22 protein-coding genes are annotated in these 25,512 nt (G+C 40.2%); 6 read left to right on the forward strand and 16 right to left on the reverse strand.

Features of this window, described 5'->3' with window-relative positions:
- Positions 1-338: 338 nt before the first annotated feature.
- The 9 genes from Q8S11_RS12565 to upp form a co-directional block, all read right to left on the reverse strand.
- Positions 339-1,631 (reverse strand): dienelactone hydrolase family protein, encoded by a 1,293-nt coding sequence (locus Q8S11_RS12565; RefSeq protein WP_305662458.1) that lies wholly within the window; start codon positions 1,629-1,631, stop codon positions 339-341.
- Positions 1,632-2,317: 686 nt separating this feature from the next.
- On the reverse strand, positions 2,318-3,178 hold the full coding sequence (rfbA, locus tag Q8S11_RS12570; RefSeq protein WP_305662459.1) for a glucose-1-phosphate thymidylyltransferase RfbA: 861 nt from the start codon (positions 3,176-3,178) through the stop codon (positions 2,318-2,320).
- Positions 3,179-3,454: 276 nt separating this feature from the next.
- Positions 3,455-4,018: an LPS export ABC transporter periplasmic protein LptC gene (gene lptC, locus Q8S11_RS12575; protein ID WP_305662460.1), complete on the reverse strand. Its 564-nt coding sequence runs from the start codon at positions 4,016-4,018 to the stop codon at positions 3,455-3,457.
- 3 nt (positions 4,019-4,021) lie between these two features.
- Positions 4,022-5,317, reverse strand: coding sequence for a hypothetical protein (locus Q8S11_RS12580; protein ID WP_305662461.1), 1,296 nt, complete (start codon positions 5,315-5,317; stop codon positions 4,022-4,024).
- A complete protein-coding gene (locus Q8S11_RS12585) occupies positions 5,310-6,047 on the reverse strand; it encodes a type III pantothenate kinase (RefSeq protein ID WP_305662462.1) in 738 nt (245 codons plus the stop codon). The genes Q8S11_RS12580 and Q8S11_RS12585 overlap by 8 nt, the downstream gene beginning before the upstream one ends.
- 100 nt (positions 6,048-6,147) lie before the next feature.
- Entirely contained in the window at positions 6,148-7,128 is a 981-nt protein-coding gene (locus Q8S11_RS12590; RefSeq protein WP_305662463.1) for a DUF6427 family protein, read from the reverse strand.
- 112 nt (positions 7,129-7,240) lie between these two features.
- Positions 7,241-7,762 (reverse strand): DinB family protein, encoded by a 522-nt coding sequence (locus tag Q8S11_RS12595; protein WP_305662464.1) that lies wholly within the window; start codon positions 7,760-7,762, stop codon positions 7,241-7,243.
- Positions 7,759-8,451, reverse strand: coding sequence for a YjjG family noncanonical pyrimidine nucleotidase (locus tag Q8S11_RS12600; RefSeq protein ID WP_305662465.1), 693 nt, complete (start codon positions 8,449-8,451; stop codon positions 7,759-7,761). The genes Q8S11_RS12595 and Q8S11_RS12600 overlap by 4 nt, the downstream gene beginning before the upstream one ends.
- An 83-nt stretch (positions 8,452-8,534) precedes the next feature.
- Complete coding sequence (gene upp / locus Q8S11_RS12605; protein ID WP_305662466.1) at positions 8,535-9,179, reverse strand: uracil phosphoribosyltransferase; 645 nt, start codon at positions 9,177-9,179, stop codon at positions 8,535-8,537.
- A 255-nt stretch (positions 9,180-9,434) separates the two neighbouring features.
- On the opposite strand from upp, the gene uvrB reads away from it, so the two are divergent.
- From uvrB to Q8S11_RS12625, 4 genes are all read left to right on the forward strand, one after another.
- Positions 9,435-11,465, forward strand: a complete 2,031-nt coding sequence (gene uvrB / locus Q8S11_RS12610) for an excinuclease ABC subunit UvrB (protein ID WP_305662467.1) — start codon at positions 9,435-9,437, stop codon at positions 11,463-11,465.
- A gap of 92 nt (positions 11,466-11,557) precedes the next feature.
- A complete protein-coding gene (locus tag Q8S11_RS12615; RefSeq protein WP_305662468.1) occupies positions 11,558-11,743 on the forward strand; it encodes a YwbE family protein in 186 nt (61 codons plus the stop codon).
- 675 nt (positions 11,744-12,418) lie between these two features.
- Complete coding sequence (locus Q8S11_RS12620; protein ID WP_305662469.1) at positions 12,419-12,673, forward strand: DUF4834 family protein; 255 nt, start codon at positions 12,419-12,421, stop codon at positions 12,671-12,673.
- Positions 12,674-12,843: 170 nt separating this feature from the next.
- The gene (locus tag Q8S11_RS12625) at positions 12,844-15,336 is read left to right on the forward strand and encodes a YfhO family protein (RefSeq protein WP_305662470.1); all 2,493 of its coding nucleotides are present in this window, start codon (positions 12,844-12,846) and stop codon (positions 15,334-15,336) included.
- A gap of 137 nt (positions 15,337-15,473) precedes the next feature.
- On the opposite strand, the gene Q8S11_RS12630 is transcribed toward Q8S11_RS12625, so the two are convergent.
- Both Q8S11_RS12630 and Q8S11_RS12635 read right to left on the reverse strand, forming a co-directional pair.
- Positions 15,474-16,226, reverse strand: a complete 753-nt coding sequence (locus Q8S11_RS12630; protein WP_305662471.1) for a glycosyltransferase family 2 protein — start codon at positions 16,224-16,226, stop codon at positions 15,474-15,476.
- Positions 16,213-17,505 carry a glycosyltransferase family 4 protein gene (locus Q8S11_RS12635; protein ID WP_305662472.1) on the reverse strand — a complete coding sequence of 431 codons (1,293 nt, stop codon included), beginning with the start codon at positions 17,503-17,505 and terminating at the stop codon, positions 16,213-16,215. Before Q8S11_RS12635 ends, Q8S11_RS12630 begins: the two co-directional genes overlap by 14 nt.
- Before the next feature lie 88 nt (positions 17,506-17,593).
- Between Q8S11_RS12635 and Q8S11_RS12640 the strand changes: the two genes are divergently transcribed.
- Complete coding sequence (locus Q8S11_RS12640; protein WP_305662473.1) at positions 17,594-18,340, forward strand: bifunctional 2-polyprenyl-6-hydroxyphenol methylase/3-demethylubiquinol 3-O-methyltransferase UbiG; 747 nt, start codon at positions 17,594-17,596, stop codon at positions 18,338-18,340.
- A gap of 209 nt (positions 18,341-18,549) precedes the next feature.
- A complete protein-coding gene (gene tnpA, locus Q8S11_RS12645) occupies positions 18,550-19,002 on the forward strand; it encodes an IS200/IS605 family transposase (RefSeq protein WP_305662474.1) in 453 nt (150 codons plus the stop codon).
- A gap of 435 nt (positions 19,003-19,437) precedes the next feature.
- Here the strand turns inward: tnpA and Q8S11_RS12650 are convergent, their stop codons facing one another.
- The 5 genes from Q8S11_RS12650 to Q8S11_RS12670 all read right to left on the reverse strand — a co-directional run bounded on the left by Q8S11_RS12650 (position 19,438) and on the right by Q8S11_RS12670 (position 25,511).
- Entirely contained in the window at positions 19,438-20,343 is a 906-nt protein-coding gene (locus tag Q8S11_RS12650; protein WP_305662475.1) for a glycosyltransferase, read from the reverse strand.
- Positions 20,344-20,453: 110 nt separating this feature from the next.
- A complete protein-coding gene (locus Q8S11_RS12655) occupies positions 20,454-22,748 on the reverse strand; it encodes a c-type cytochrome (RefSeq protein WP_305662476.1) in 2,295 nt (764 codons plus the stop codon).
- A gap of 18 nt (positions 22,749-22,766) precedes the next feature.
- Entirely contained in the window at positions 22,767-23,543 is a 777-nt protein-coding gene (locus Q8S11_RS12660) for a class I SAM-dependent methyltransferase (protein WP_305662477.1), read from the reverse strand.
- 1 nt (position 23,544) lies between these two features.
- Positions 23,545-24,189 carry an FkbM family methyltransferase gene (locus Q8S11_RS12665; RefSeq protein ID WP_305662478.1) on the reverse strand — a complete coding sequence of 215 codons (645 nt, stop codon included), beginning with the start codon at positions 24,187-24,189 and terminating at the stop codon, positions 23,545-23,547.
- A complete protein-coding gene (locus tag Q8S11_RS12670) occupies positions 24,186-25,511 on the reverse strand; it encodes a flippase (protein ID WP_305662479.1) in 1,326 nt (441 codons plus the stop codon). Before Q8S11_RS12670 ends, Q8S11_RS12665 begins: the two co-directional genes overlap by 4 nt.
- Position 25,512: the final 1 nt, after the last annotated feature.

A 25,512-nucleotide genomic window follows, 5' to 3' on the forward strand; every position in this document is an offset into this window, starting at 1 on the left:
CTGTTGTTTAGCACAGTGTTCTCACTGTACTGACTGTGCAAGAAGGAGTCAGGAGACTCCTCACCATTGGACAATCCGTAGAGACGCTGCGCTTAACTCTACGGACAGTGCGTAAATGTGCTAATTTGCTTACTCCCTTCGATAAATAAACAAAACACCAAATTTACAACTCAACCTTGCAGTATCATTAAACCCTATCCTCCGGAGAGGGCAGCACCAGATTTGAAACCAGAAGCTACGTAAAGAGGGTGAGGCCCCCAATTTGCTAATTCGACAAAAGGAAGATGTGAATGACGAAATCGACCTTCTAAACGCCTAGGTGATTTCGTAAGTCCAAATTACCCTTTCAACCACTGATCAAACCAGTCGAAAGCTTCCTTCTGCATATCGCTATCAAATTTATGCGGACCAGGATAATAGGAGCACTTATACTTATCCTCAGCTTTTGCTTTGGTATAGACATCTTTCAGGATTTTATCGGCATTCTGCATTTCCGGAAGGGTATACAATTGATCGTCAGAATCGTTTAATATCAGCGTTGGAAGCGGAGCCCTTAATCCAAGAATCTCGGGAAAGTCCATTTCATTTGGCAGAATTGGAACATAAGTCATCCAGGTATGAGTAAAAGACTTGTTGAGTATCAGATCTTTCCAGGTTGTCATGAAGCCAACGCAGACTGCACACTTTATTCTGGAATCTAAACCACCCATAAATACCGTACGCATACCTCCACCAGATAATCCTGCGCATCCAACCTGATCCGGATTCACATCTTTTCGGGCGCATAAAACATCCAGGGCTTTCTGATCTTCAGCAAAAAAGACACCCGGCCAGGTGGTACCTGCACAAAACAACGACTTCGCCATAATATGCTCATGATCAGATGCCCAGGTATTATATGCTTTAATATTTTCGGAATTTTCAGGATCTTTATCACTCAAATTCTTACGCATAGTTGAGGGAACATCCTCCATCATTACCCTGCGGCTGGCAAATGGAAAGGCATCAGAAACCAAAACAACATACCCACGTTTTGCAATCTCATTGGCCCATGCCATGCCGCTGTAATATTCTTTCTGATGCTCCACCATATCCGGATGCTGTTTATCAGAAGTACGTGTAATTTTTCTGGTTCCAAAATATTTGTTCGCTCCATGATCATGAAATGCAAGAATTCCAGGTAATGGTCCCTTTGCATTTACAGGTTTGAGCAAAATAGCCTCAGTCGGACGCCCGTATGGCAATTGCCAGCTAAGCTCTTCAATATGCAAACCATCGTATTCGTATTGCTTTTTTACAGTAACCGTAGGAGTACCCCCGATTTCAGGAATGCCCAGGCGATCGAGAATGCGCTCATTTGCAGAGGCTTTCCATTGATCAATATTTTGCCATTTCGTATTCCTGAACGAGTGGGAAGGTATCTTGTTTTCAATCAGCGAACTGGCCCAGGGGCCATAGAGACCAATGATACTTTGCTTTGTCGGATCCAGTATTTCATCATCAACAATCGGCGCATTTGCACCCTTTTTCGAATCAGTACAGGATGCGAGACTGCTCAGCATACTGCTGCTAACCACACCAACTCCGGCAATGCCAGCTACCTTAAGAAAATCTCTGCGATTATTATTCATCTGCTTATTTTTTATTGTTTTCTTTTGTCATCCCACAGCTGCAGGATTAAAATCAAATTATAAAACAAGATAAGAGATTTTTTAAATAGAGTGCAAGAAGGGGGTAGGTTTTATACTTAATTCGGTTATCGGAAATCTGATGCCTGATGTCTGATGTCTGAGATATCCTGCTTGATTGGAGGAATTAGCCTAAAACTTTTATTGGATTCTTAATAGCTGCGAAATCTAATGTTTTTATATATAGGCTTCAAATTGGAGAATATTCTTGCAGTATCTTTAAACCCTCTCTTCTGGAGAGGGCCACATTGATTCTGAAATCAACGGTTTCGCAATAAGGGTGAGGCCCAAAAAGTACTTGAATAAAGACATTAAAATAATGGATAAAGATTTTCAATTGTAGAACCCCCGAATCGACAAAAAGCTCCCAATCTCGGTGAGCGACTGACGAAATCTACTTTCCGCTCGCCTATGTAATTTCGCAAGTCCTTTCCATCGACAAATTGACAAATCATCTCATTGACAAATCATTCCCCATTTGCTAATTTTCAAATTTGTTAATTCCTGATTGCCAAATCGCTAACCCAGATGTGACTGACGAAATCTAATTCCGCTCGCCCAGGTGATTTAGTAAGTCCTTACCCCACCCAATAGCTACCTGGTTGCTCATTTTCAAATTTTCAAATCCCTTACCTAATCAAACCAAGCAAGTACTCCCCATATCCGCTTTTCATGAGAGGTTCTGCAACTTTCTTCAACTGTTCTGAATTGATGAACTTCATTTGAAATGCAATCTCCTCGATGCAGCCTATCTTTAAACCCTGCCGCTCTTCAATGACCTGCACAAATTGACCAGCCTGCATCAGGGAATTAAACGTTCCTGTATCCAACCAGGCGGTTCCACGACTTAAAACCCCAACTTTTAGTTTTCCCTGTTGTAAATACTCACGGTTTACATCCGTTATCTCGTATTCCCCCCTTGGTGATGGCTTGATATTTTTGGCAATCTGCACTACTGAATTATTGTAGAAATATAATCCCGGGACAGCATAATTGGATTTTGGCTTAAGGGGTTTTTCTTCAATAGAAAGTGCATTAAAGTCTTTATCAAATTCAACTACTCCATATCGTTCAGGGTCAGATACCTGGTAGGCAAATACAATCCCCCCTTCAGGATTCTGAATTGACGGTAAGAGGTTGCTGATAGAATCCCCATGAAAGATATTATCCCCGAGTATTAGTGCAACATCATCGTCAGCAATAAACTTTTCACCGATCACAAAAGCCTGAGCAAGCCCGTTCGGGACTTTTTGTTCAGCATAAGAAAATTTACAACCTATCCGGCTTCCATCGCCCAGAAGTTTCTCAAAATTGGGAAGGTCATGCGGAGTAGAGATGATCAGAATCTCACGAATTCCTGCCTGCATCAGGGTAGAAAGCGGGTAATAAATCATTGGCTTATCGTAAACAGGCATCAACTGCTTGCTCACCGCCAAGGTAAGTGGATGCAACCTGGTTCCTGATCCTCCTGCGAGTATAATTCCTTTCATTGCTTTCTAGTTGTTGGTTGTTAGTTTGTTGATTGTTGGTAAGATCCTACTAAATGTCAAAAGATGTACTCCGTCATCCCCAACGAAGTAGGGACCAATTTGCTAATTTCCAAATTTGCTCATTCCTAATATCCAAGTCGCTTAGCAGGATGTGACTGACGAAATCTACTTTCCGCTCGCCTATGTGATTTCGCAAGTCCTTTCCCCTCCCGATAGTTATCGGGATGCTAATTATCAAATTTGCTAATTTGCTAATTCTCTTCCATCGACAAACCCTTAAAACCCCTGCTCCCCAGTCAATCTCAAATCGCCGGTTGATTGAACAATCTCGTAATACGAAAAATCTTCATTTGCCCAAAAACTGGTCCCATAAAGTATATTCTGGTTGGAGGTAATACTGACAAGTCTGTTCGAATAAAATCGCTTTTTGGTTTCATCCCAAATCAGTTCTTCGGATTTAAATGTCTCGCCTTTAATATTAGTGACAACAACATTCCGCTTAAGTTCAACAATATTCTCACGCTCGCGACGAATTGCATAATCAGCCTTAACCCGACTGGATTCCTGTTGATACGGATCATAAAAAATCACAGTCACACCTTTATTCATCTCAATATAAGGCTTCTCTGTTTTAAAATTAAGTAATTCGGGGGTGATAAGTTTGGCTTTTACAATCGAAGAATCACTGTAAATGATTTCTACACCTGTGGATTTATCAACAGGGACCAACATTTTCTTAGCAGATATTTGTTCAACCTTGCGCAGATCATTTTCACAGGCAAACAGCAGAAGTATTCCTACATAAAGAACAGCACCGTATATGCAGCGCCGGATTTTCATACATTAATCAATATAGGTTTTCTGGAACCACTTATCATTTAGCGTAAAGCCAAGATGAATATTAACAAACCGATCCCGAACAAGGTTGTTCATTTCGGTGCCGCGCTGGCCAATCTCTGTAGACAGATTTATTTTGTAGAAACTGGATCGGTTACGGGGTAGTGGGAAACCAAATCCAAAATTAAGAGCATATTGATTGATATCATTGTTGCCAATCTTTACAAAGGTTTTGTCGTATTTAACCCCTAAACGGTAATCAATTAGTTTAAAATAACTGCTAACAGAATTTGCATCCGGTGTAAACTGTCCGCCCACAATAATACCATAGCTGTCATTTAAGCCCGGGTTTGTACTTCCTTCCCTATAGTCTGACCACCTACTGAAGGTGACATCAGCCCCAAACAGCCATTCATTCGTCTTTTCAAAGGCAAAACCGGCTGTATGAGTTAAGGGCATTTGAATTTTAGTTTTAGCTCCCTCTGCAAAATAGGTACTATCAGCAGCAGCAAGTTCGTCACCTAATACATCTTTTCTGTACCGGGTGGTAACAGTATTACTTTTAGAGTTCAGGCCATTCCCGGAGTTTCCAGAATAACCCAAAATGAGTTTGGTCTTACTACTAATTTCAGCAGAGTACTGTAAGGCATAATCATAACTCATGCCTCCAACAGAATTGCTGTATTGAGTACGGGAGTTAAAAGCCACTGTAGACTCATTCACAAACTCAAAAGCTCTTGTTTGTTTCAGGCTTCCGAAAAGATAAGCAACGTTAAAACCTAAACTCAGATTTTTATTTATCCTAAAGCCATAACCCAAATAAGCTTTTGACATTCCACCTTCGCCCCCGTAAACATAATTTACTTTGCTTGTATCAACCGTGCCGGAATTCATAAATTGATACCCCAGATCACTGTATGGAACAAGACCGAAACTAACCGCCGAAAATCTATTTACAGGCACACCAAAAGTAATATGGCTTAGCGTGGAGTTAAACTGCCTTTTTCCGGATACCCCTCCCTTACTTAATTTTCGGAGATCCATCGAAGCCCCAACATCAAAAGTAGTCAGTTCGAGGGTTGAATAAGATGCCGGGTTTGCAAGATTTATATTATCATACAATCCTGGTTTACGAATTCCCATGCTTAAACCGCCCATTCCCCTGTTCTGGGGTAATAAAGAACCACTCAGGTCACCCAGACCAAATTGTGAATACGGAGAGGAAGAAGTTACTTGTGCTGTTGCAGAAAAACTCATTGCAAACAGAAAAAGAAAAAATATATTTCTAAATGTCTTAATCATTGTTGTTTATAACTTCATTTAAACCAATTAATACCAAATCAGGCTCGGTTTTTAAAGTGTGGGCAAAGATGCTATTTTTAAGCCTAGTATCAAAAAAAATCGCATCCCCTCCGCATAGTATAACCAATAATCCGGGATATCGGGATCTGTAGATCTCAATCATCCCCCTAACTTCCTCAGTACAACCATTCAATACCCCTGAAAGCATCGCAGTTGGGGTGTCATATCCCTGCCAGTCAGTATAGTTTGTAAGTTCAACCTCCGGCAATCGTCCGGTGAACGTATGCATAGCCTGTAACCTCATGTTTAAGCCCGGTGAGATACTCCCTCCTTCGTAAACCCCTGCTGTGTCAACCGCGTCGTAAGTAATACATGTACCCGCATCAATAACCAGACAATTCGTATCTGGAAAAAGTGATTTGGCACCAATTACTCCGGCAAGCCTGTCTAAACCCAAAGTTTCAGGACTTTTGTATTTATTAATCACCCCTGCATTTACACTTGCCGAGAATCGGATATATTTTGTCTTTTCTTTCAGGAGGTCTTCCAGAATAATTATATCATCATTGACAGATGAAATTATGCTGTGGGTAATCTGGTGAGTACCAAGCAAAGCCTTCAATTGAATAGTATCAATCTTCCCGGTATTCCCCGACTCAGTAAGTTTGCGTTTATCAAAAACAGCAAACTTTGTTCTTGAGTTGCCAATATCAATAACCAGGTGCGCCATTAAATTTCAAATAAAGACTCCATAATACCCCACAAAGCTATTTAATTTTTGAAGCCGACAGATCTTATTTCTGTTAAAAAAGGTTAAATCGTTCTACTTATCAGAATAACTGGAAATAAATAATACAGGCTGCCAGAACCAAATAAAGGCTTTCATAAATCCATCTTTTGCCCGAGTGAAGAAAATAGTACGCCATCAGGGCAGAAGCAGGCGGGACACAGAACAAAAAATGATACAGAACCAGATTCTGTTTTAAATAGAAAGATAAAAGTCCGATAATGAACATAAAAAATAAAAGTTGGAACGATTTTCTAAGTTGAACTACACTTCTGAAAAAGTTCTGCTGCAATTGAAAAAAGCCCAGAACTAATATTATTATCACAGGTATCAGTACCAGAGAATCATAAAGGTTGATGCGAAGATTGGTAGGAAATTTAGTTGTTAAAGGCAACCATATACGATAGAACTTGTCCAAAGAATCATTCCAATAATAAAAAACGGCAAGAAAAAAGAAAATGGTAATAAATCCTGCAATAACTGCAAACCATTCTCTCCAGTTGAAAGGTCTGAAGATTACCAGACTGATCCATATTAGGGGAAGCATAGATATAAATGGGAAATAGACAAGGGTTCCTAAAGCCACAATCATTCCCAGATCATACATAACAGACCTTACCTCATCTCTTTTGTAAATACTCAGAAACTTATCGATCATCCATAATAACAAAAAATTGCATACCAACACCGGACTTAAAAGCAGGAAAGGACTGAGTAAACTTCCTGTAGTAACATACATCAATGCGGGTAAAAAAGTAGGCTTCCCCAGCAGACCGTATGAATTAATTATTCTGTTAAACATTAAAGCCTGAATAATCAGAATAGTTTGTGCAATTAAAACGTTTCCTAAAGAACTGAATGCATTTTCGAGAGGGATATCCAACAACAGCCTTGCAAAAGGCTCCATAAACTCAAAACTAATTTCTTCAGGCAAATGAATAAATATACCAACCCTGAGAAGAGTGGCGATCCCTATCAGAAGAATGATGTTTAATGGATTAATACTTCTGAACTGCTTAATCATTTTAGTAGTGAGTAGTGCGTATTGAGTATTGAGTATTGAGTACTGGAAAATTTGAATAAAATATGCTATTTTGTACCTTAATTAGAAACCTCTGACCTCCGACCTCCGGCTTTCAGCTTTTAAGCCTCCTCCCAATCTTCCTAAGTTGCCTTGTATGATGCACAGTATGCACTTCAATAAACCGGAACCATTCTTCTGCATTCAAAAGCCCAAGTCGGGGGTGTTTTGATTTTTGAAAGGAATCTGCCTGATGAATTTTTGATTTGACCTCCCCAAGACGGATTTTAAATTTAGAGATCAGATCAAGTGCATCCTCCCTGCTGATCTTTTTCGTCATTGCAGCAATCTTTGCCGGGGCTTTAAACTTTACAGGGGGAAATCTTCCAAAAAACAAAATAAGCCAGGCAAGCCAGTGAATTCGTTTCCTGTTCGGAACTCCAATGCCAGCAATACATTTCTCGATTGCAAGAAGTGATAACAGGTTGGATTGAAAGATATGAGAATAGGTTTCCGAATAGGACCATCCGCCATCCTGAGGACTTTGAATAAATTCTTCCTCAGATACTTTTACCAGAAGCTTCTCATATACTGATACAGTACTCAGCAGGGATCTGTAATGCCTTTCTACACTCATAATAAGGTCATAAGTTCACTCAAACATGTTATATCCTGCTCCACATCCCCTGGTTTTTCCTTTCTTTCAGGATTAAAATAAATAGCTTTCATTCCATAATCCTGTGCTCCCCGAATATCAGCCTCAAGACTATCCCCAATCATGATACTTTCAGAAATACCAGCATTTGCGAGACCCAGTGCATGATTAAAAATAGCCCTGTCCGGTTTGTTAAAACCCACTACCTCTGAAATAACGACATTTTCGAAATATAAATTGAGACTATTGTTACTGACTTTTAGTTCAGTTGATTCCTTGAACCCATTTGATATCAGATGCAATGAATACCTTTCTTTCAGGTAACGAAGGGTTTCATGTGCTTTGGGAAATAAATTTGTTTTTGTAGGACAAATAGTGACATAATCATCCTCAAAATGCTGAGGAATAAGATCAGGTGAAAGTCCGAGGTCAATAAATGTTTTGGAAAATCTGGTTTCCCTGAGCATTTGTTTAGTGATTTTACCCACATGGTATTCTGCCCAAAGCTGATGGTTATTATGGGTATAAACTTCAATAAAACGATCTGGAGAATTCAATCCTAGATCCCTGAGTTTATAAGTATGATAAAGTTCATTCAATGTCTCCTCTGCATTTTTATCAAAGTCCCAGATTGTATGATCCAGATCAAAAAAAAGATGTTTATAGTGCATTAAAACTGATTGCTAAATTTACCTGCAAAGTAACGGATAATAGCCGAAAAGGGAATGCCTATATTTTCTTTAAAAACAAGGCTTTATTCCTTAACACCGAAGGATAAATCACCTGCATCACCCAGACCAGGCACTATGTAGGATTTTGTAGTCAGTTCTTCATCTACAGAACCAATCCAGAGTTTAGCTTTTGGGAGATTTGCCTTTATGTGTTCAATGCCAACCTTACACGCAATAACCCCTACAATGTGCAATTCTTTAATCTTATATTGAGCCAATAATTCCTTACAGCAAAGAACCATACTCTCTCCGGTTGCAATCATAGGATCTGCTACAATCAGGATTTTGCCATCCAGGGATGGAGCAGATATATATTCGATCTTGATAATAAAGTTATGCCCTTTAGTTGTTTTACGATAGGCAGAAATAAAAGCAGAATCGGCCCGGTCAAAATAGTTTAATAAACCCTGATGAAGAGGTAAGCCAGCTCTCAGAATCGTGGCCAGTACGGGTAGTTCATTCATAACAGGAACCGATGCTGTTCCAAGACTAGTCTCAAACTCTGTTTCGGTAAAACTCATAGTCTTACTTATTTCATAGGCGAAAATTTCACCCAAACGCTCCATATTTTTCCGAAAACGCATGCTATCCTGCTGAATCTGCGCATCACGCAGTTCGGCGAGAAAATGATTTGCGATTGAGTTGCTTTGATCTAGTATAAATGCCATGGTTAAATTTAAGGAATAATCTCTTATTTGGTGAAATTTGTCAATGAGCAAATTTGAGAATGAGCAAATTAGCAAATGGGACGAGTGTTTCAGAATGTAATTCTACTACCAACTTTCCTCTGGTCGGTGTTATCACCGTACCAGTAACCCTCTGGTCGGTGTTATCACCGTACCATAATCATCCTACATTTGCTAATTTACTCATTTCCTCATTTTCTAATTAACAACACTTCTTTGTTATCTTTGCCCTATCTTATGGAATTCAAACTCACTTCCGAATATCAACCCACGGGCGACCAGCCGGAGGCGATCAGGCAATTGGTGGAAGGGGTTAATGCCGGCGAACATTATCAGACCTTGCTTGGTGTAACAGGTTCAGGTAAAACCTTTACCATTGCTAATGTAGTGCAGCAAACACAAAAACCAATGCTGGTGCTCAGCCATAATAAAACACTTGCAGCCCAGCTTTATGGAGAATTTAAGCAATTTTTTCCTGAAAATGCGGTGAATTATTTTGTATCCTACTATGATTATTATCAGCCCGAAGCCTATATAGCATCATCCAATACCTATATCGAAAAGGATCTTCAGATTAATGAGGAGATTGAAAAACTCAGGCTGCGCACAACCTCCTCCCTGATGTCGGGCAGGCGGGATATCATCGTGGTTTCATCCATTTCCTGTATCTATGGTATGGGGAATCCTGAGGATTTCTCAAATTCAATATTCCGCTTTGCTGTTGGCACCAAAATTAGCCGAAATGCTTTCCTGCACCGCCTGGTTGAAATACTGTATTCCAGAACTACCGTTGATTTCCGCCGTGGAACATTCAGGGTGAAGGGTGATACTGTGGATATCTACCCGGCATATATGGATTTTGCCTATCGTGTTTCTTTTTATGGGGATGATATCGAAGAGCTAAGCACAATTGATCCCGCATCGGGAAAAACCCTGGAGAAAATGGATCATCTGGCTATTTTTCCTGCAAATTTATTTGTCACCCCAAAGGATCGGCTTACACAATCCATTTGGGCCATTCAGGAGGAACTTGAGGGTCGCAAACAGCAGTTTATTGATGAAAAACGATTTTTAGAGGCTAAAAGACTGGAAGAGCGGGTTAACTATGACCTGGAGATGATCCGGGAGTTAGGTTATTGCAGCGGAATTGAAAATTACTCCCGCTTTTTCGATGGGAGAACCCCCGGAATGCGCCCATTCTGCCTGCTGGATTACTTCCCAAAAGATTACCTGATGGTTATTGATGAAAGCCATGTAACCGTTCCCCAAATCCGGGCGATGTATGGGGGCGACCGTTCCAGAAAGCTTTCCCTGGTTGATTATGGTTTCCGGCTACCTGCCGCTCTGGATAACCGACCTCTGAACTTTAATGAATTTGAAAAACTTGCCCCGCAAACTATTTATGTGAGTGCTACTCCCGGTGATTACGAATTAGAACAAACTGAAGGGGTATTTGTTGAGCAGGTAATCAGGCCCACCGGACTCCTCGATCCGGAAATTGAAATCCGGCCAGTTGTAAACCAGGTAGATGACCTGCTTGATGAGATCGATAAAACCGTCAAATTAGGTGATAGGATACTCGTTACCACATTGACCAAACGAATGTCTGAAGAGCTTACAAAATATATGAATCGCCTTGGAATTAAGGTGAGATACATTCACTCCGAAGTAAAAACAATGGAGAGAGTTGAAATTCTGCGGGATCTGAGGCTCGGGGTTATTGATGTCCTGATTGGGATAAACCTGCTTCGGGAAGGTCTGGATCTTCCGGAAGTTTCGTTAGTAGCAATTCTGGATGCCGATAAGGAAGGTTTCCTTCGTTCAGAACGATCATTAATCCAGACTATTGGGCGTGCAGCCCGAAATGACCGTGGACGGGTAATTATGTATGCTGATAAAATTACCAATAGTATGCGCGTCACTATCGAGGAAACTAATCGAAGGAGAGAGAAACAGGTCGCATACAATACAAAACATGGTATTACACCTAGGACAGTTGGAAAATCCCGGGAAGCAATCATCGAGCAGACTTCCGTAATGGATTTTAAAGGTGGCGTTCAGAAAGCTTACGTTGAGAAGGAAATGACCGATAGTCTCGCAGCTGATCCTATTGTGCAGTACATGACCAAGTCCGAATTACAGAAATCCATTGATAAAACAAAAAAGGATATGGCATTGGCCGCGAAAGAAATGGACTTTCTTCTTGCCGCAAAATTACGGGATGAAATGTTTGCATTGGAGAAGGTGATGGAGGAAAGGTTTAGTTAATTGACAGTTGAGAGTTGAGAATGGAGAGTTAAATCCATTTGAAGATTAAAAATTAAATTTAAAATGAACCACCAATTCAATAACAACTAATTATGGACAGAAAAGACATTTACCCCGGACTAGAAGTAGATATCATTCTTAAAAAGGACCAGCGCAGTGGCGTCCGAACCAGGGGGATTGTGCAGGCACTGCTAACCAGTGCAGCTTTTCACTCCAGAGGTATAAAAGTGAGGCTTGAAGACGGACAGATAGGCCGGGTAGTGCAAATATTCCCATAAATCTGTTAAAACCATTGAGCTCAATTCAAACTCCATTCCCAATTTGCTAATCACTGTTGTCCGGTAAAAATAAAATGTTTAAAAATATCCTTGTAAAAAGTATTGTGAACGATTTTATTTCCTGATTTCAAAAAGCAAGCCCCGCTGTTAGCGCACTCGCTCAATAGGCCCCGCTTTTAAGCGGGGTATACAAGGGGGATATTCCGGGCTTCAGCCCAAAATAATCCGTTTATACCGGAACACCCCCATCGGGCTTCAGCCCGATTAAATGTTGTCGGCGCTGAAGCACCGGTTTACGTTATTTTCTAACCTGCTATATGTGGGGCTGAAGCCCGAATTGAATCACTCCGATTACAACCCGCCTGAAGGCGGGCCCTATTGAGCGATACTTCTATACCCGAGATTAAAATAATTCAATCATTAAGAAAATACCCTCTTTCCTAAATATGGCAAGAGTTTCAATTCTGCTGCCGGGCTAAACCTTAATAAAAACTTTCCCCGGACACTAGTAATTTGCTAATTATCTCAATTTGCTAATTGCTATCCCTCATTTACTAACCCGATAGCAATCGGGTTGCGAATTAGCTTTAATCGTAATTCCATTGTAACATTTCATCCGATTTGAAACATTTTAAAGAAATTAACGTCTATATTTGAGTATTACATTTCGTTATTATGGCAGTTTTAAAGTTTTTATTCATTACTATTTGTATTCTCTGGCTCATCAAAATGATAGCCCGGGTGCTTTTACCATTCGCTTTCCAAAAAATGATGACAAAAGCACAGAATCAAGCTAATCAACGTTATCAGCAACAACATAACCAAAATCCTGATGGCCGTATCCGTGTAGATTATATGCCACCAAAAGACAAAAAACACGATGATCAGGCAGGTGACTTTGTGGAGTATGAGGAAATTAAAAACCCCTGATTCCCTTCCCGACTATTCTTTTTTCATTTCTGAAGCAGCTTATCAACCAGTTCACGCTCGTATTTTGCCCGAATTACCCAATAATTAAGATTTATTTTCATAAAGCTCGATAACAAGCCTTGCAGGTTTAAGCTTTTTTCTATTTTTGGCATTCAACTAATTTAAGCAGAATGAATAACTGGTTTAAACGCAATGGGGTACATCTGGCCATAATAGGAATATTTATCGCCTTATGTTTTGTGTATTTCAGTCCGGCATTGCAGGGTAAAGCCCTCTATCAGAGTGATGTTCTCATGGCTCAGGGAATGCAAAAGGAAATCATGGATGTTAAGGCAAAGGATGGTAAAGGGCCTTTATGGACAAATTCCATGTTTGGCGGTATGCCTGCGTTTCAAATATGGGTTCAGTATCCAAACAATGTAACGAGCTATGTGATTTCATTCTTTAAAACTACATTCCCAAACCCGATCGATACCGTACTTCTTTATCTTTTAGGTGCTTACCTATTGTTCTGCGTTTTAAGAATGAACCCATGGCTTGCAGCTGCCGGCGCTATCGCATTTGCATTTTCATCATATAATTTCCAGATCATCGATGCCGGTCATAGCAATAAAGCAATGGCTATTGCATTTTTCCCACCTATTCTGGCAGGAATTATAATGACTTTCAGGAGGCAATACCTTCTTGGTGCTATCTTAACAGCTTTATTCCTTGCAATTGAGATCAGAACCAACCATATTCAGATGACCTATTATCTGTTTATTGCCCTGCTTATTTATGTTGGAATTGAACTTTATCATGCGGTTAAAACAAAAACCACTCAGGATTTTCTGAAATCCTTTGGATACCTCGCTGCTGCTGCTTTGCTTGCAATTGCAGTCAATGCAGGTATGCTCTGGACAACTTATGAATATGGCGCAGAAACTATCCGTGGAAAATCTAATTTAAAAACTGAAAAGTCTGAACCAAATAATGGCCTTGACCGTGAATATGCTTACCAATGGAGTCAGGGACTTGGTGAAAGTCTGACATTTCTGGTGCCGAATGCTTATGGAGGCGCATCCGGCGCAGGAAATCTGGATGAAAATTCAGAAGTTGCAAAAACCCTCGCTACCAGAGGGGTTCCTGCAGAGCAGCTTATACCCGCCATGCAGCAATTATCGCAGATTGGACTCAGTACATACTGGGGAGATAAACAATTCACTTCCGGCCCATGGTATTTTGGAGCGATTATCTGCTTCCTGTTCGTACTCGGTTTATTTATTGTAAAAACCAGAATAAAATGGTGGATTCTGAGTGCAAGTCTTTTGTGTCTGCTGCTCTCTTTCGGAAGGCACCTTCCATTCCTTTCTGATCTGTTCTTTGATTATTTCCCGCTCTACAATAAGTTTAGGGCCGTTGAATCTATCCTGGTTATTACCGCCTTTCTAATTCCGGTACTGGCAATTCTTGCAGTAAAAGAAGTTGCCTTCCACACAGAAGATCCAAAAAAACTGAACAAAAGCCTTTTAAATAGTTTATACATAACCGGCGGACTCTTAATAATCCTAATTGCTGTTCCAACTGTATTACTGGATTTCAAAACACAGAACCATAATGCATTTATTGAACAATTAACTCAAGTAGCCAGTGGTGACCGGGCATTTGCCGACTCTGTCGCTAAAGCGCTGGTAGATGACAGAATAAGTATGGCAAGGATGGACGCATTACGTTCCCTCTTCTTTATTCTCGTTGGAGCAGGCTTAATCTGGGCATTGATCAGAAAGAAAATGAACCCAGAGCTCACATTTATAATTTTGGCTGCTGTAATACTTGTTGATATGTGGAATATCGACCGACGCTATCTGAATAATGAAAAATTTGTAGATAAGAGTGTTCTCGCGCAACAGTTCAAGACAAGGGATGTGGATCAACTCATTCAAAGGGATGGTTCATATTATCGTGTCCTTGATCTTGCTTCCGGAAATCCATTTTCGAATTCAATCCCATCTTACTTTCATAAAAGTATCGGCGGTTATCATGCCGCAAAATTGAAAAGATATCAGGAGGTTCTGGATAAACAATTTAATGGTGCCATTAATGAAGATGTTCTGGATATGCTGAACACCAAGTATCTGATCACTTCTGATCAAAGTGGCCAGAAAGAAACCATGGTAAACCGTGCTACAGCTGCCGGAAATGCCTGGTTTGTACAGTCTGTTGAATATGTTAAAAGTGCGGATGAAGAAATGCTCGCAATCAGTAGCTTCGATCCAAAAAAGGTAATGGTTGTACATGAAGAGTTCAAGCCGCTAATTGATATAAAAAAGGTTGGCTACGACGGAAACGCTTTCATCAGACTTACAAATTACCATCCTGATCATATGACCTATGAATATTCCTCTGGCCGTGATGCTCTTGCCGTATTTTCAGAAGTATGGTATGATAAAGGCTGGAATGCCTATGTTGACGGAGAGAAAATCCCTTATTTCAGAGCGGATTATCTTTTAAGAGCTGCCCAATTACCCGGAGGAAACCATAAACTCGAATTCAAATTTGAACCGACGTCTTATTATACAGGGGAAACTATTTCACTTATCGCTTCAATCCTGCTTGTTCTGGGTTTGGCATATGCAATCTATACAGAAAACCGGAGAAGGACCCCGGAGCCGGCAAAAGCATGATCCCGTCATTTTCGATGAGCGGAAATAATTTCCCTATGGTCGGTGTTATCACCGTACCATAAGGAACTCACATCTTGTGGTCGGTGAAAAACACCGACCACAGGAGCGAAACGTAAAACTTACAACTTATTACTCCCTCAATCATTCGTCCTCCTATGCTTCAGGTAGTAAAAAGCCAACTTGCCTGCAATAACCAAATGATTAAATACATTGGGAATAAGCCCGTAATGCTTTGAAAAAATATGGAAACGCTCAATCAAACTCTGACGGTGCTTCTTTTTTGACATTCCACCAACCAGATACTTTGCTACATACATTCTCGTATTAACAATCTTTCCGGCCTTTTTAGCAGCCTTAATAATCCAATCAATATCTGCACTCAGTTTATATTGGGAATCATAAGGCTCGGTCAGCGACTTACGAATATAAATTGCCTGGTGACTGATGCTCATCCCATATTTAAAATCTTTCCAGGTAAAAGTTTCAGGAGCTTTATGCCTTCTTTGTCCGAGACTTTTCCAGTCTTCATCATACATTTCTGTCTCACCATAATAGATATCAGCATCTGGAGCGGAGGCAAATACATTTTCAACAGTTTCAGAGGCATATAATTCATCACCTGAATTCATAAACAAAATATAATCACCAGAAGCTAGTGATAGTCCTTTGTTCATCGCATCATAAATACCCTTATCCTTTTCAGAAATCAGTTTAGCCAATCTGCCCTCATATTTTTTCAAAATTTCCAGAGTCCCATCAGTAGAGGCGCCATCAATTACCAGGTATTCAATGTTAGGGTAGGTTTGATTCAACACCGACAGAACCGTTCGTTCAATATCCCGGACATTGTTATAAACAATCGTAACGACAGTTAATTTAGGCTGGAACATGATTTTTTAGCAATGATTCATATAATTCAATATGCCTGCGCGCGATTTTATGCTCTGAAAAATGCTCTTCAATAGTTCTTCGGGAATTTGCCTTCAAAACCTGGCGGTTGGCAGAATAAACCCAGGCAATTCCACGGGCAAGGTCTGCAGAAGAACGATACTCAGCCAGGTAACCATTTTGCTGGTGCTGAACCATATCCGGAATTCCACCTGTCCTGAACGCAACTACCGGAGTACCGCAGGCAAGGCTCTCCATTACCGTGTTGGGGAGATTATCTTCAAGCGAAGGAGCCAGAAAAACATCTGCTGCGCTATAACACAAAGCCAACTTTTCATCATCGGTAATAGTCCCAAGAAAAGTAGTTTTGATTGGGAACTCAGGAACATTCTTCTCATCCCGGTTGCCAAAAATGATCAGTTCCATCTTCTCAGGATCAAAACCATAATTCGTGGCGAACAATTCTATTGCGTCAACCAGGTAACTTGTTCCCTTATGCATATCCATACGGGATGGCATAAAACCACTCATCATAATAAATTTATCAGGTGCTAAACCAAGCACTTCACGGGACATGGCTTTATCGCCTGGCCTAAAAACCGCGGTATCCAGGGTATTTGGAATATTTACAATTTTCGCTGATCTGAGCATACTGCTCATCCGAACCGAATCAGCCATCCATCTCCCGGGAGCGACAACGGTAAATTTAAGACCTGAATACGCATTTTTCTTTTGAAGCCAGATTTTATGAGAGCTGTCATCCGGGGAAGAATTTTTCAGTATCGGACAATTACCACATTCCTTCAGAAAATGATCACATTCATACCGCACATGGCATCCCCCGGTAAATGCATTGCTGTCATGGAAAGTCCATACAATGGGTTTATTCAAAGTAGTTAATTTTGCAAGATCAGCAGGCCGTAAGAAAGCATGATTGATCCAATGCAGGTGTATAATATCCGCAGATCGAAGCAAGTCAAACTTTGAAACATCCCTGCCCCAAAGCGGAAATGAAAAAGGTATTGGCAGTGGTTTGGTATAGAACTTAGAATAATACCGTTCGAGGAGGATTCCAAATGCAGTAAGCCATTTATTGAAAAAACCTTTGGATAGATTGACTACAACTGGATTATCCCTGAACAGAAAATTAACTGCCAGCTCAGAATCCATCCCTTCAGCTTTCAAGGCTTTATTCAGTCGCGAACACGCACGTCCAGCTCCGCCATTACCGGCATATGAATTCAAATGGATAATTCTCACTATCCCAAAAATACAATTCATATCACTAACAGAAAGATTTTCAGAAAACAATTTGCTTTGCTTGCTATTTTCACAAGCATATCTAAAATTTTGTTTTCTTTGCTAATGCATGGGAAATCAATTAACCGACAGGCAGTTTTGGACATACTATTGGGAATCTAAACCCGATCTGGCTATTCAGATCAACAAGGATTACCTATTTCACCAGCAACTGGAAGAAATAGTTAAAACAAATAATGTTCAGACGGCTATTGAACTGGGCGGATTTCCGGGATATTATTCCATCTTCCTGCACAAATACCTGGGGGTAAAAACCACTCTTTTCGATTATTTTATTCATCCCGATATTTTAAGAAAGGTACTAAACAAAAATGGTCTGGATGAAAGTGATATTCCGGTTATTGAGAATGATGTATTTCAATATCAGCCTGAACAAAAATATGATCTGGTTCTATCCTGCGGTTTGATTGAGCATTTTAAGGATACCAAAGATATTATTGAACGGCATCTTGAATTTTTAAAGCCGGGGGGTACTTTATTCATTACCCTTCCTAATTTCAGAGGTGTGAATGGCTGGGTTCAAAAGACTTTCGACAGAGATAATTACAATAAACACTATATCGAATGCATGGATACCGAATATCTTGCAACGATACTGGAAGAACTTGGCCTGAAATCCATAAAATCCTTATACTTTGGCAGATACAGTGTTTGGCTGGAAAACAAAGATCAAAAATCAGGAATGACCAAAGCATTTATCAAGACCATTTGGTTCATTGGAAAGGTAGCTACTACCCTGATACCTCTTGAATCAAAATTCTTATCACCTTACATCGTTCTGGAGGCAAAGAAATAAATGGGATAATTTTAAATAGCCCGGTGCTTTAGCTCCGGGCGAAAATCCGGTTTTCAGATCGGGCTTTAGCCCAAAACCTAAGAGACATGAACGGAACAAATAGCGGTGCTTCAGCGCCGAAATGCCGTTAAATAACCTCAATCTACCATTCCTTAACCCGAATTTTTATTATTCCAAAACTTTCGAATATTGTAGTCTAAATACCTGCAATGTCATTTATAAAAATAATTATCCATTGTGTATGGAGCACAAAAAATCGAATTCCATTTTTAAAATCATCGGAATTCCGGAATGAACTTTGGGATCACATTCGTCACAATTCGAAAAAGAAGAATATCTATATAGATACCATAAACGGATATGATGACCATTGCCATTGTCTCATTTCTCTGAAAAGCGATCAATGTATAAAGGATGTTCTGCAACTTATCAAAGGGGAATCTTCGAGATGGATAAACCTGAGAGGGGGATTTAACAATTCGTTTGCAGCAAAATTTGAATGGCAGGATGAATACCTGGCAATTTCTGTTTCTGAATCCAATTTAGCAATGGTAAGAGAATACATTAAAAATCAGGAAATGCATCATAAGAAAAAATCATATGAAGAAGAATATAAGGCTTTTATTGAAAAACTAGGATTCAATCAAATCAGAGTAGATTAATGTTATATCTATCGGGCTAAAGCCCAATGTAATTTTCCTCACATGTTGCAGAATATTGGGCTGAAGCCCGAAAACGAACAATCTCATTGACCCCAGCTAAAGCTGGAGCCTATTGAGCGACCGTACTGGTCATGCCATTAATATAAGGAACATATCGAAATGCTAAGGTGGCCAAAATAATGGCAGTTTACTTGTTACGATGAAAGGATGAAATTATTGAAACTTTATCCGTCAATTATTGAGCGAGAAGACACTTGATTACGGGTGAAATGTTTGAATAAAAAATACCGGGGATTGGGCTAGCCATATCGCTCAATAGCCCGGTGCTTTAGCTCCGGGTTAGTATCCGGTTTTCAGACTGGGCTTTAGCCCAAAACCTAAGCGACCAGAACGGAACAAATACCGGTGCTTCAGCGCCATAATGCCGAAAAACAGTCAGATCCCTTTTATTTTCTGTTTCGTAAACCGCAATATCCTTTGCCATAAGCTTCCCTTCCGGGTTTTCAGGAAATCCTTAATTGCCAGATAAGCTTCCTTATTCTCCTCAATTTTTTCTGGAAAAGTTGTTACCGGAACTGGATTAATAATCACATGATAAATATCATTTAAACCCGAATGAATTCCAGAGCCGTCATGCCCAATATTATTAATCAGGGATTTTGAAGGATTCAGTGTTAGTCCTCCCTTAAGAAATATTGAAGCGTACCAGCGTATCGCCCATGAATTATTTCTGCCCCGTTTAAATTCAATAATCTGTTTCCAGAAATTCATAGTACCCTCAATGGAGAATTCAAGTCTCTTCCTCCTGTCGAACCGGGCAATTATCTTATTAATATCAGGTTCAAAATCTTTCCAGGCTCTTTCCCAGGTTGCCCAACCCCAGCTGGTTGCGGCGCGGTAAAAAAAGGTTTGTGGTAAGTTTTCAGCATTCAGCGGATACATATAAGCACCAATGTGCATCACCTTTTCTTCGTTCTGATACCGAACCAGGGCATCATTAAAATATTGCAGGGTATATGCCGAACTGATCAGATCATCTTCAAATACAATCACTTTACCATATTCAGAAGCCAACATGCTCACCCCGTCAATAATAGACTCAGCCAGACCGAAATTAGTTTTCCGTTCAATCAGCTCAACCGATTTAAAGCCATCAACCTGTTTGATAATATCCCTCACTTCATCCACTAACACTTGTTGTGAGGGATCTTTAGCAGCATCTGAAAAGATAAAAAGCCGGGATTCATCCGCCAGCAAATTTTGCTGTAAAAACTTTATTGTCCGCCTGGTATGCTCCGGACGGTTATAAACGAATAAAGCTATTGGGGCAAAGTTCTGCATTATTTAGTATTGAGTATTGAGTACATAGTATTTAGTACGGAAAATTCGAGTAAATTATATAATTTACATCTCCATTTTTCAACTGTCAACTGTCAACTGTCAACTGTCAATTAAAAAAATTCCTTCTCCGTAAATCCGTGTTGCCTTCCTTTATGTTTCAAGCGTGTAGCTGCAACCTCTTCTTTTGAAACTTTATCAGTTGAATTAGTCCAGGAACCACGGATATAACTTAAAACCTGCGCAATATCTTCATCCGAAAAATTGGTATTCGAAGCAATCCCGGGCATTTCGCCACTGACATCCGGTGCCTTGTATAATTTTTTACTAACTGTTATTGGTCCAGTAAGTCCATAAAGAACGACTGCTGCCAGCCTTTTCTTATCCCCCGTAACCCAATCTGAGTTATTTAGTGGAGGCGCCAATCCATTAACCCCATTCCCATCAGCTCCATGACAGGCCTGACAAATGCTCCTGTACAAGGCAAGACCCTTTGGAAATTCCTTCGCAGGATCCGTAGTATTGACCTTCCTTTTTGCCATATCATCGACTATTTTTTTAAGACGTTTGATGAGTACCAGACTCGTATCCGGATTAATACTTGTAAATTCTTTATAAAAACCTGCTTCCCTGTTTTGCAAATTACTGATTATTGCATCAGAAATAAAACTATTGCCAGCATACTTTTTAGAGATTTCCAGTAAAAGTTTACCGGCTGCTGCCGGATCAAAAGCATGTACGTGAGGGTTCAAAAAAGCCAGATATGGAGCCGCAAGAGTATCATTTTCATTAAGCATTGCCATTAAAACAGGAAGAAACTCTTTATAATTCTCTCTGGTCAAAACCGAGGGTAATACAGCTAGTGCCTGCATACGAAGTGCCCATTCTGTACTTTTCAAAAGGGGCAATACATCATCCTTTTCCAGAGCTCCCAGGCCTTCCAAAGTCCAAAGGGCATGAACCCTGCCTAAATTCTTTGAACCGGAATTTAATACCTGCCTTAAAGGAAACCCCAGACTTATATCCTTCCCATCGACCAGCATTTGCTGGGCTTTGTTACGAATCCATCCGTTTGAATCGGACAATAAGGCGATCAGCTTTTCAGGATCCTGTGGAATTTTGACTCCCCGGACCTTCTTTCCCTTTGGTAGGACTTTGTAAATACGACCATAATTAAGTGGTTGAGTAAGATTTCTGGCTTTGATCTCACTTTTGAGATAGGGTGTTAAATAGGTTTTATGCTGTATGATCCCCCGGTACATATCAACAATATACAGCGCCCCATCCGGGCCGGTGTACAGATTTACCGGCCGGAACCGTTCATCGGTACTCGCCAGAAATTCGCGACCGACATATGCCTGTTTACCTGTGACCAGATTGCCTTCATTGCTCAGTATATTTCGCTTAATAAGATTGGCAGATGGCTCGGCAACAAATGCGTTTCCATAATAATCGGCGCCGAATAAGTTGCTGCTAAAAATTACCGGTCCGCAGGCAGCAGTAAAATTAACCAGCTTCAAATTTTCATCAATTATCCCCTTCATATAAGCCCGGTTCACCCCGGTATTAGGCCTGATGGGATATACTTTATTGTTTTTGATAATGCTTTCTGAAAAACCGGCAAGCCTCGACTGATTCGAATTTGTGGCGCCAAAACCAGGACTGAAATAATCTCCCTGAAGATTCTCGGAATTATTGTTATAAAACAAACGACCCTGATCATCCTGGGAAATCCCCCACTGCCCTCTGAAATGCGTTTTTTCAATCAGCCATTTATTGCCTTGTTTTCTATATCGTTTTGTTGATTTTGCGTTGTAGATCCAGTTATCCAGAGCCCTGAACAAGCCATTAGGCTGATGCTCCACATTTCCCCCTTCGGCGTAAGTTGCATCCACAAGCGTTTTATTGACAGGTTTATCATTTTTAATTTCGTAAAACCAAAGGTTTGGAGATTCAGCAACCAGAATTCCATTTTCAACGAAGCAAATAGCACGGGGTAGTACTAGGGAATCGAGAAAGATCTTTCTGTTATCCATTATTCCATTCCCATTCCTGTCCGTCAGAATGACGATCTTCCCTACCGGCAAATCTTCTCCTGTACCCAGGGAATCAGGCATATAATTTTCCATTTCCACTACCCAAATCCTGCCTTTATCATCAAAGCTAAGGGCAACAGGTGTATTTAATAGCGGTTCAGTGGCGACAACATGAACCCCAAAACCCTTCTCAATTTGCATTTTCCGGATAGACTCTCTCGCAGAAAGTACTGGCGATTCAGAAAAGGCTTTTCTGATCGAAACTGAGTCAGCATAATCATTCCTGTTCGATGATTTTTGCTGAGTTCTACCGCTAAATAGCTGCAGGAAAATAATCAGCAGAAAAGGAATTGAAAATAAGATTGTCTTCATAAAATGCATTTTGAAGAATTAATGATTGAAGATATCCAGATCACCATTCTTCCTTAAAAATAGGGTATAGGCATTGGCAAAAGATTCCTTCCTTTTTTGGCCGCTTAAGTAGATTATTAATTTCTTAAGAAAGTATTCAGCTTCAATCCGAAGGGAGCTTAACAGATTTTTGGCTTTCCCCTGGTTAATAAAAATATTGAACTTTGTCACTTCGGGCTGAATCATTGAAACCTTATCCGCAAGTACTTCAAAACCTTCCGATTGAACCAGGAACCGGACTGAAGTAGGCGTGTACATATTAATATGCCCGTAATTCAAAAAATGTTTCATCCTTTTATCAACGCCATACCGGTAATCACAGGGTACTTCAATTATCACATACTTTGATACCCGCTTGATCTCACGCAAGAGCATCCGTTCAAACTCAACATGTTCAAGAACATGGGCCAAAATAACAAGATCAAATTCATTATCGGCAAAAGGAATATGATATCCATCGAACACATTAACCGACTTTAAATTTTTCAGTTTTCTGGAATTGATCTGATCTACGCCGCTTTCTGAGATTTCTAAAGCGTGCATTTCAGGAAAGGCATTCATAACATCAAGGTGCTGTAATATACTTCCATCGCCTGCCCCTACTTCCAGAATCTTTTTGAATTCATGGCCCATGCAAACATCCATGATGTTCCTGGCCTTATACTTAGCGCCAAGCATCCTCCATTGTACATCACGGCCCAGATAAAAATCATCGTAGGCACTTTTAACCTCAGCACTTAAAATCTCATTATTCATCTTAGATACCCAAGCAATTATTATCCTTGTAAAACACTGAAGTAGACTTACGATAAAAAAGGCCGGGAGAGATGCCGCTGAATGATAATTCCCGGAATCCCTCATTTTTTAAAAAGTTGACAGCAGCAGAATATTGATGTCGCTCAGAATCATCAAGAACTATCACTCCTTTTTCACTTAGTGCACCCAGGGAATTGTAAGAGCAATTTACCCTGTCGCGACCATCTATTATGATAATGTCAAACTTTATACCTATGCTTTCGGGCATTTTGCTGTACTCACCATCCTTCTGCAGTTCGCAGAAGATCATCTCTGAGTTTAAAGGTTTCGAGGCTGATATTTTATCAAACCATGCCTTATCATGTTCAACAGAAACAACCTTTTGTGCCCGTTTTGCATAGTAGAATGTTGAATTACCTGAACCGAATTCAAAAACTAGATGTTCCTTTTGAATACGATCAGCAATAAAATCGATAAATGAATAGGTGACCCATGGAATGGGCTCTGAATTCCGGCCGATAGGAGATTTTGTTTCAAATGATTTGAACCAGCCTATTTCTGATAAATATCCTTTTATTCCGAAAGATAATAAGGTCTTTATTCTTGCCGGATTGATCAAACTGGTATAGGGTTCCGTTCTTTTCAACGTTTTGCGATTTTTTGAATGAGTGAGATTAAAAATAAGGATTTAAGCATATTTATTCCCTGTTTTCTTGTTTGAGGAAAGACAAGGATAAAAAAAGTTGCAGAAAAATATGCGATAAGTGTAGCAAAGGCAGCACCCTGAAGACCGTATAAGGGTATCCAGAAAAATCCCAGAACAACATTAACCACTGCACCTGCTCCAGTACGATACAATGAATACCGGGTATAACCTTCAGCTACCAGATACTGACCACTTGCACTGCCCAGAAAAACAAAAATGCCTGCCCAGATATGAATGGATAATATTTTTGCACCCTCGGCAAACTCTGCAGCATAAAGGTACCGGTAAATGTAGGTAGAGGCAAAACTCATCATTATCGCAATACTCAAACTGATCAAAACCATCAGATCATACATATCGGTCAGTCTTTTCTGATAACGGGATGGATCATCCCTGCGGGCATTCATAATGGCCGGAAATACTGAAGTGACTATTGCTACAGGAATAAAATACCAGCTTTCACTCCAGTTTACTACCGTAGAATAGATTCCAAGGGCCCCCACACCCAAAAAACTTTCTACCATGAGTTGTCCTATCTTCATGTAAACAGTGACCAGAATTGCAGAAAATGCAAGTGGCCAGGAATGCTTTAGCAGATATCTGGCGAGGCTGCCCTCATACTTCCACTCTGAAATATGGTTTCCCTTTACTCTGTAAGCTATCAGATAGCCAAATCCTAAAATGGCAGCATCAATGAGCAAAGTCCAGATAAACCAGGATAAAGGAGCCGAAATAAAAATCAGAATAAGCTTAATTCCAGCCGATAACAGATTTCCTGTCACCTGAACCAACATGACATATTTTCCCTGAACCCGGGATTGAAAATAACTATCAATTATAGATAATGATTGGGTGATACCGATACAGGAAGCGATCAGAATATAACTTATCGGTATATCACCATTTGTACCCTTAAAAAGGGTATAACTCAGCCAGGCAAGCGGAATGATAGCGATTCCGGCCAAAAGCCGCATACGAAAGGCCGTACCCAGCAGCTTATTCTTTTTTGTGGGTTCTGAAAGAAGTTCGCGAGTTACAAATCCATCTAGGCCCAATGCTGCTGCTGCCAAAAAGAAGGTGACAAAAACGAGGGGGTAATTTAGCATTCCATTGGCGGTCTTACCAAGATAATTGGCAACGGCAATACCCGCAAGAATTTTAATACCCAAACTTCCCACCCTGGCAAGGAACAACCATCCGGTGTTTTTCAGGTATTTACTAAAAGCTTGCTGGTCAAACCCCGGTACGACTGGAAACTTCATC

The sequence above is a fragment of the Daejeonella sp. genome (assembly GCF_030695525.1).
In the GTDB taxonomy this organism is placed as follows: Bacteria; Bacteroidota; Bacteroidia; order Sphingobacteriales; family Sphingobacteriaceae; genus Daejeonella.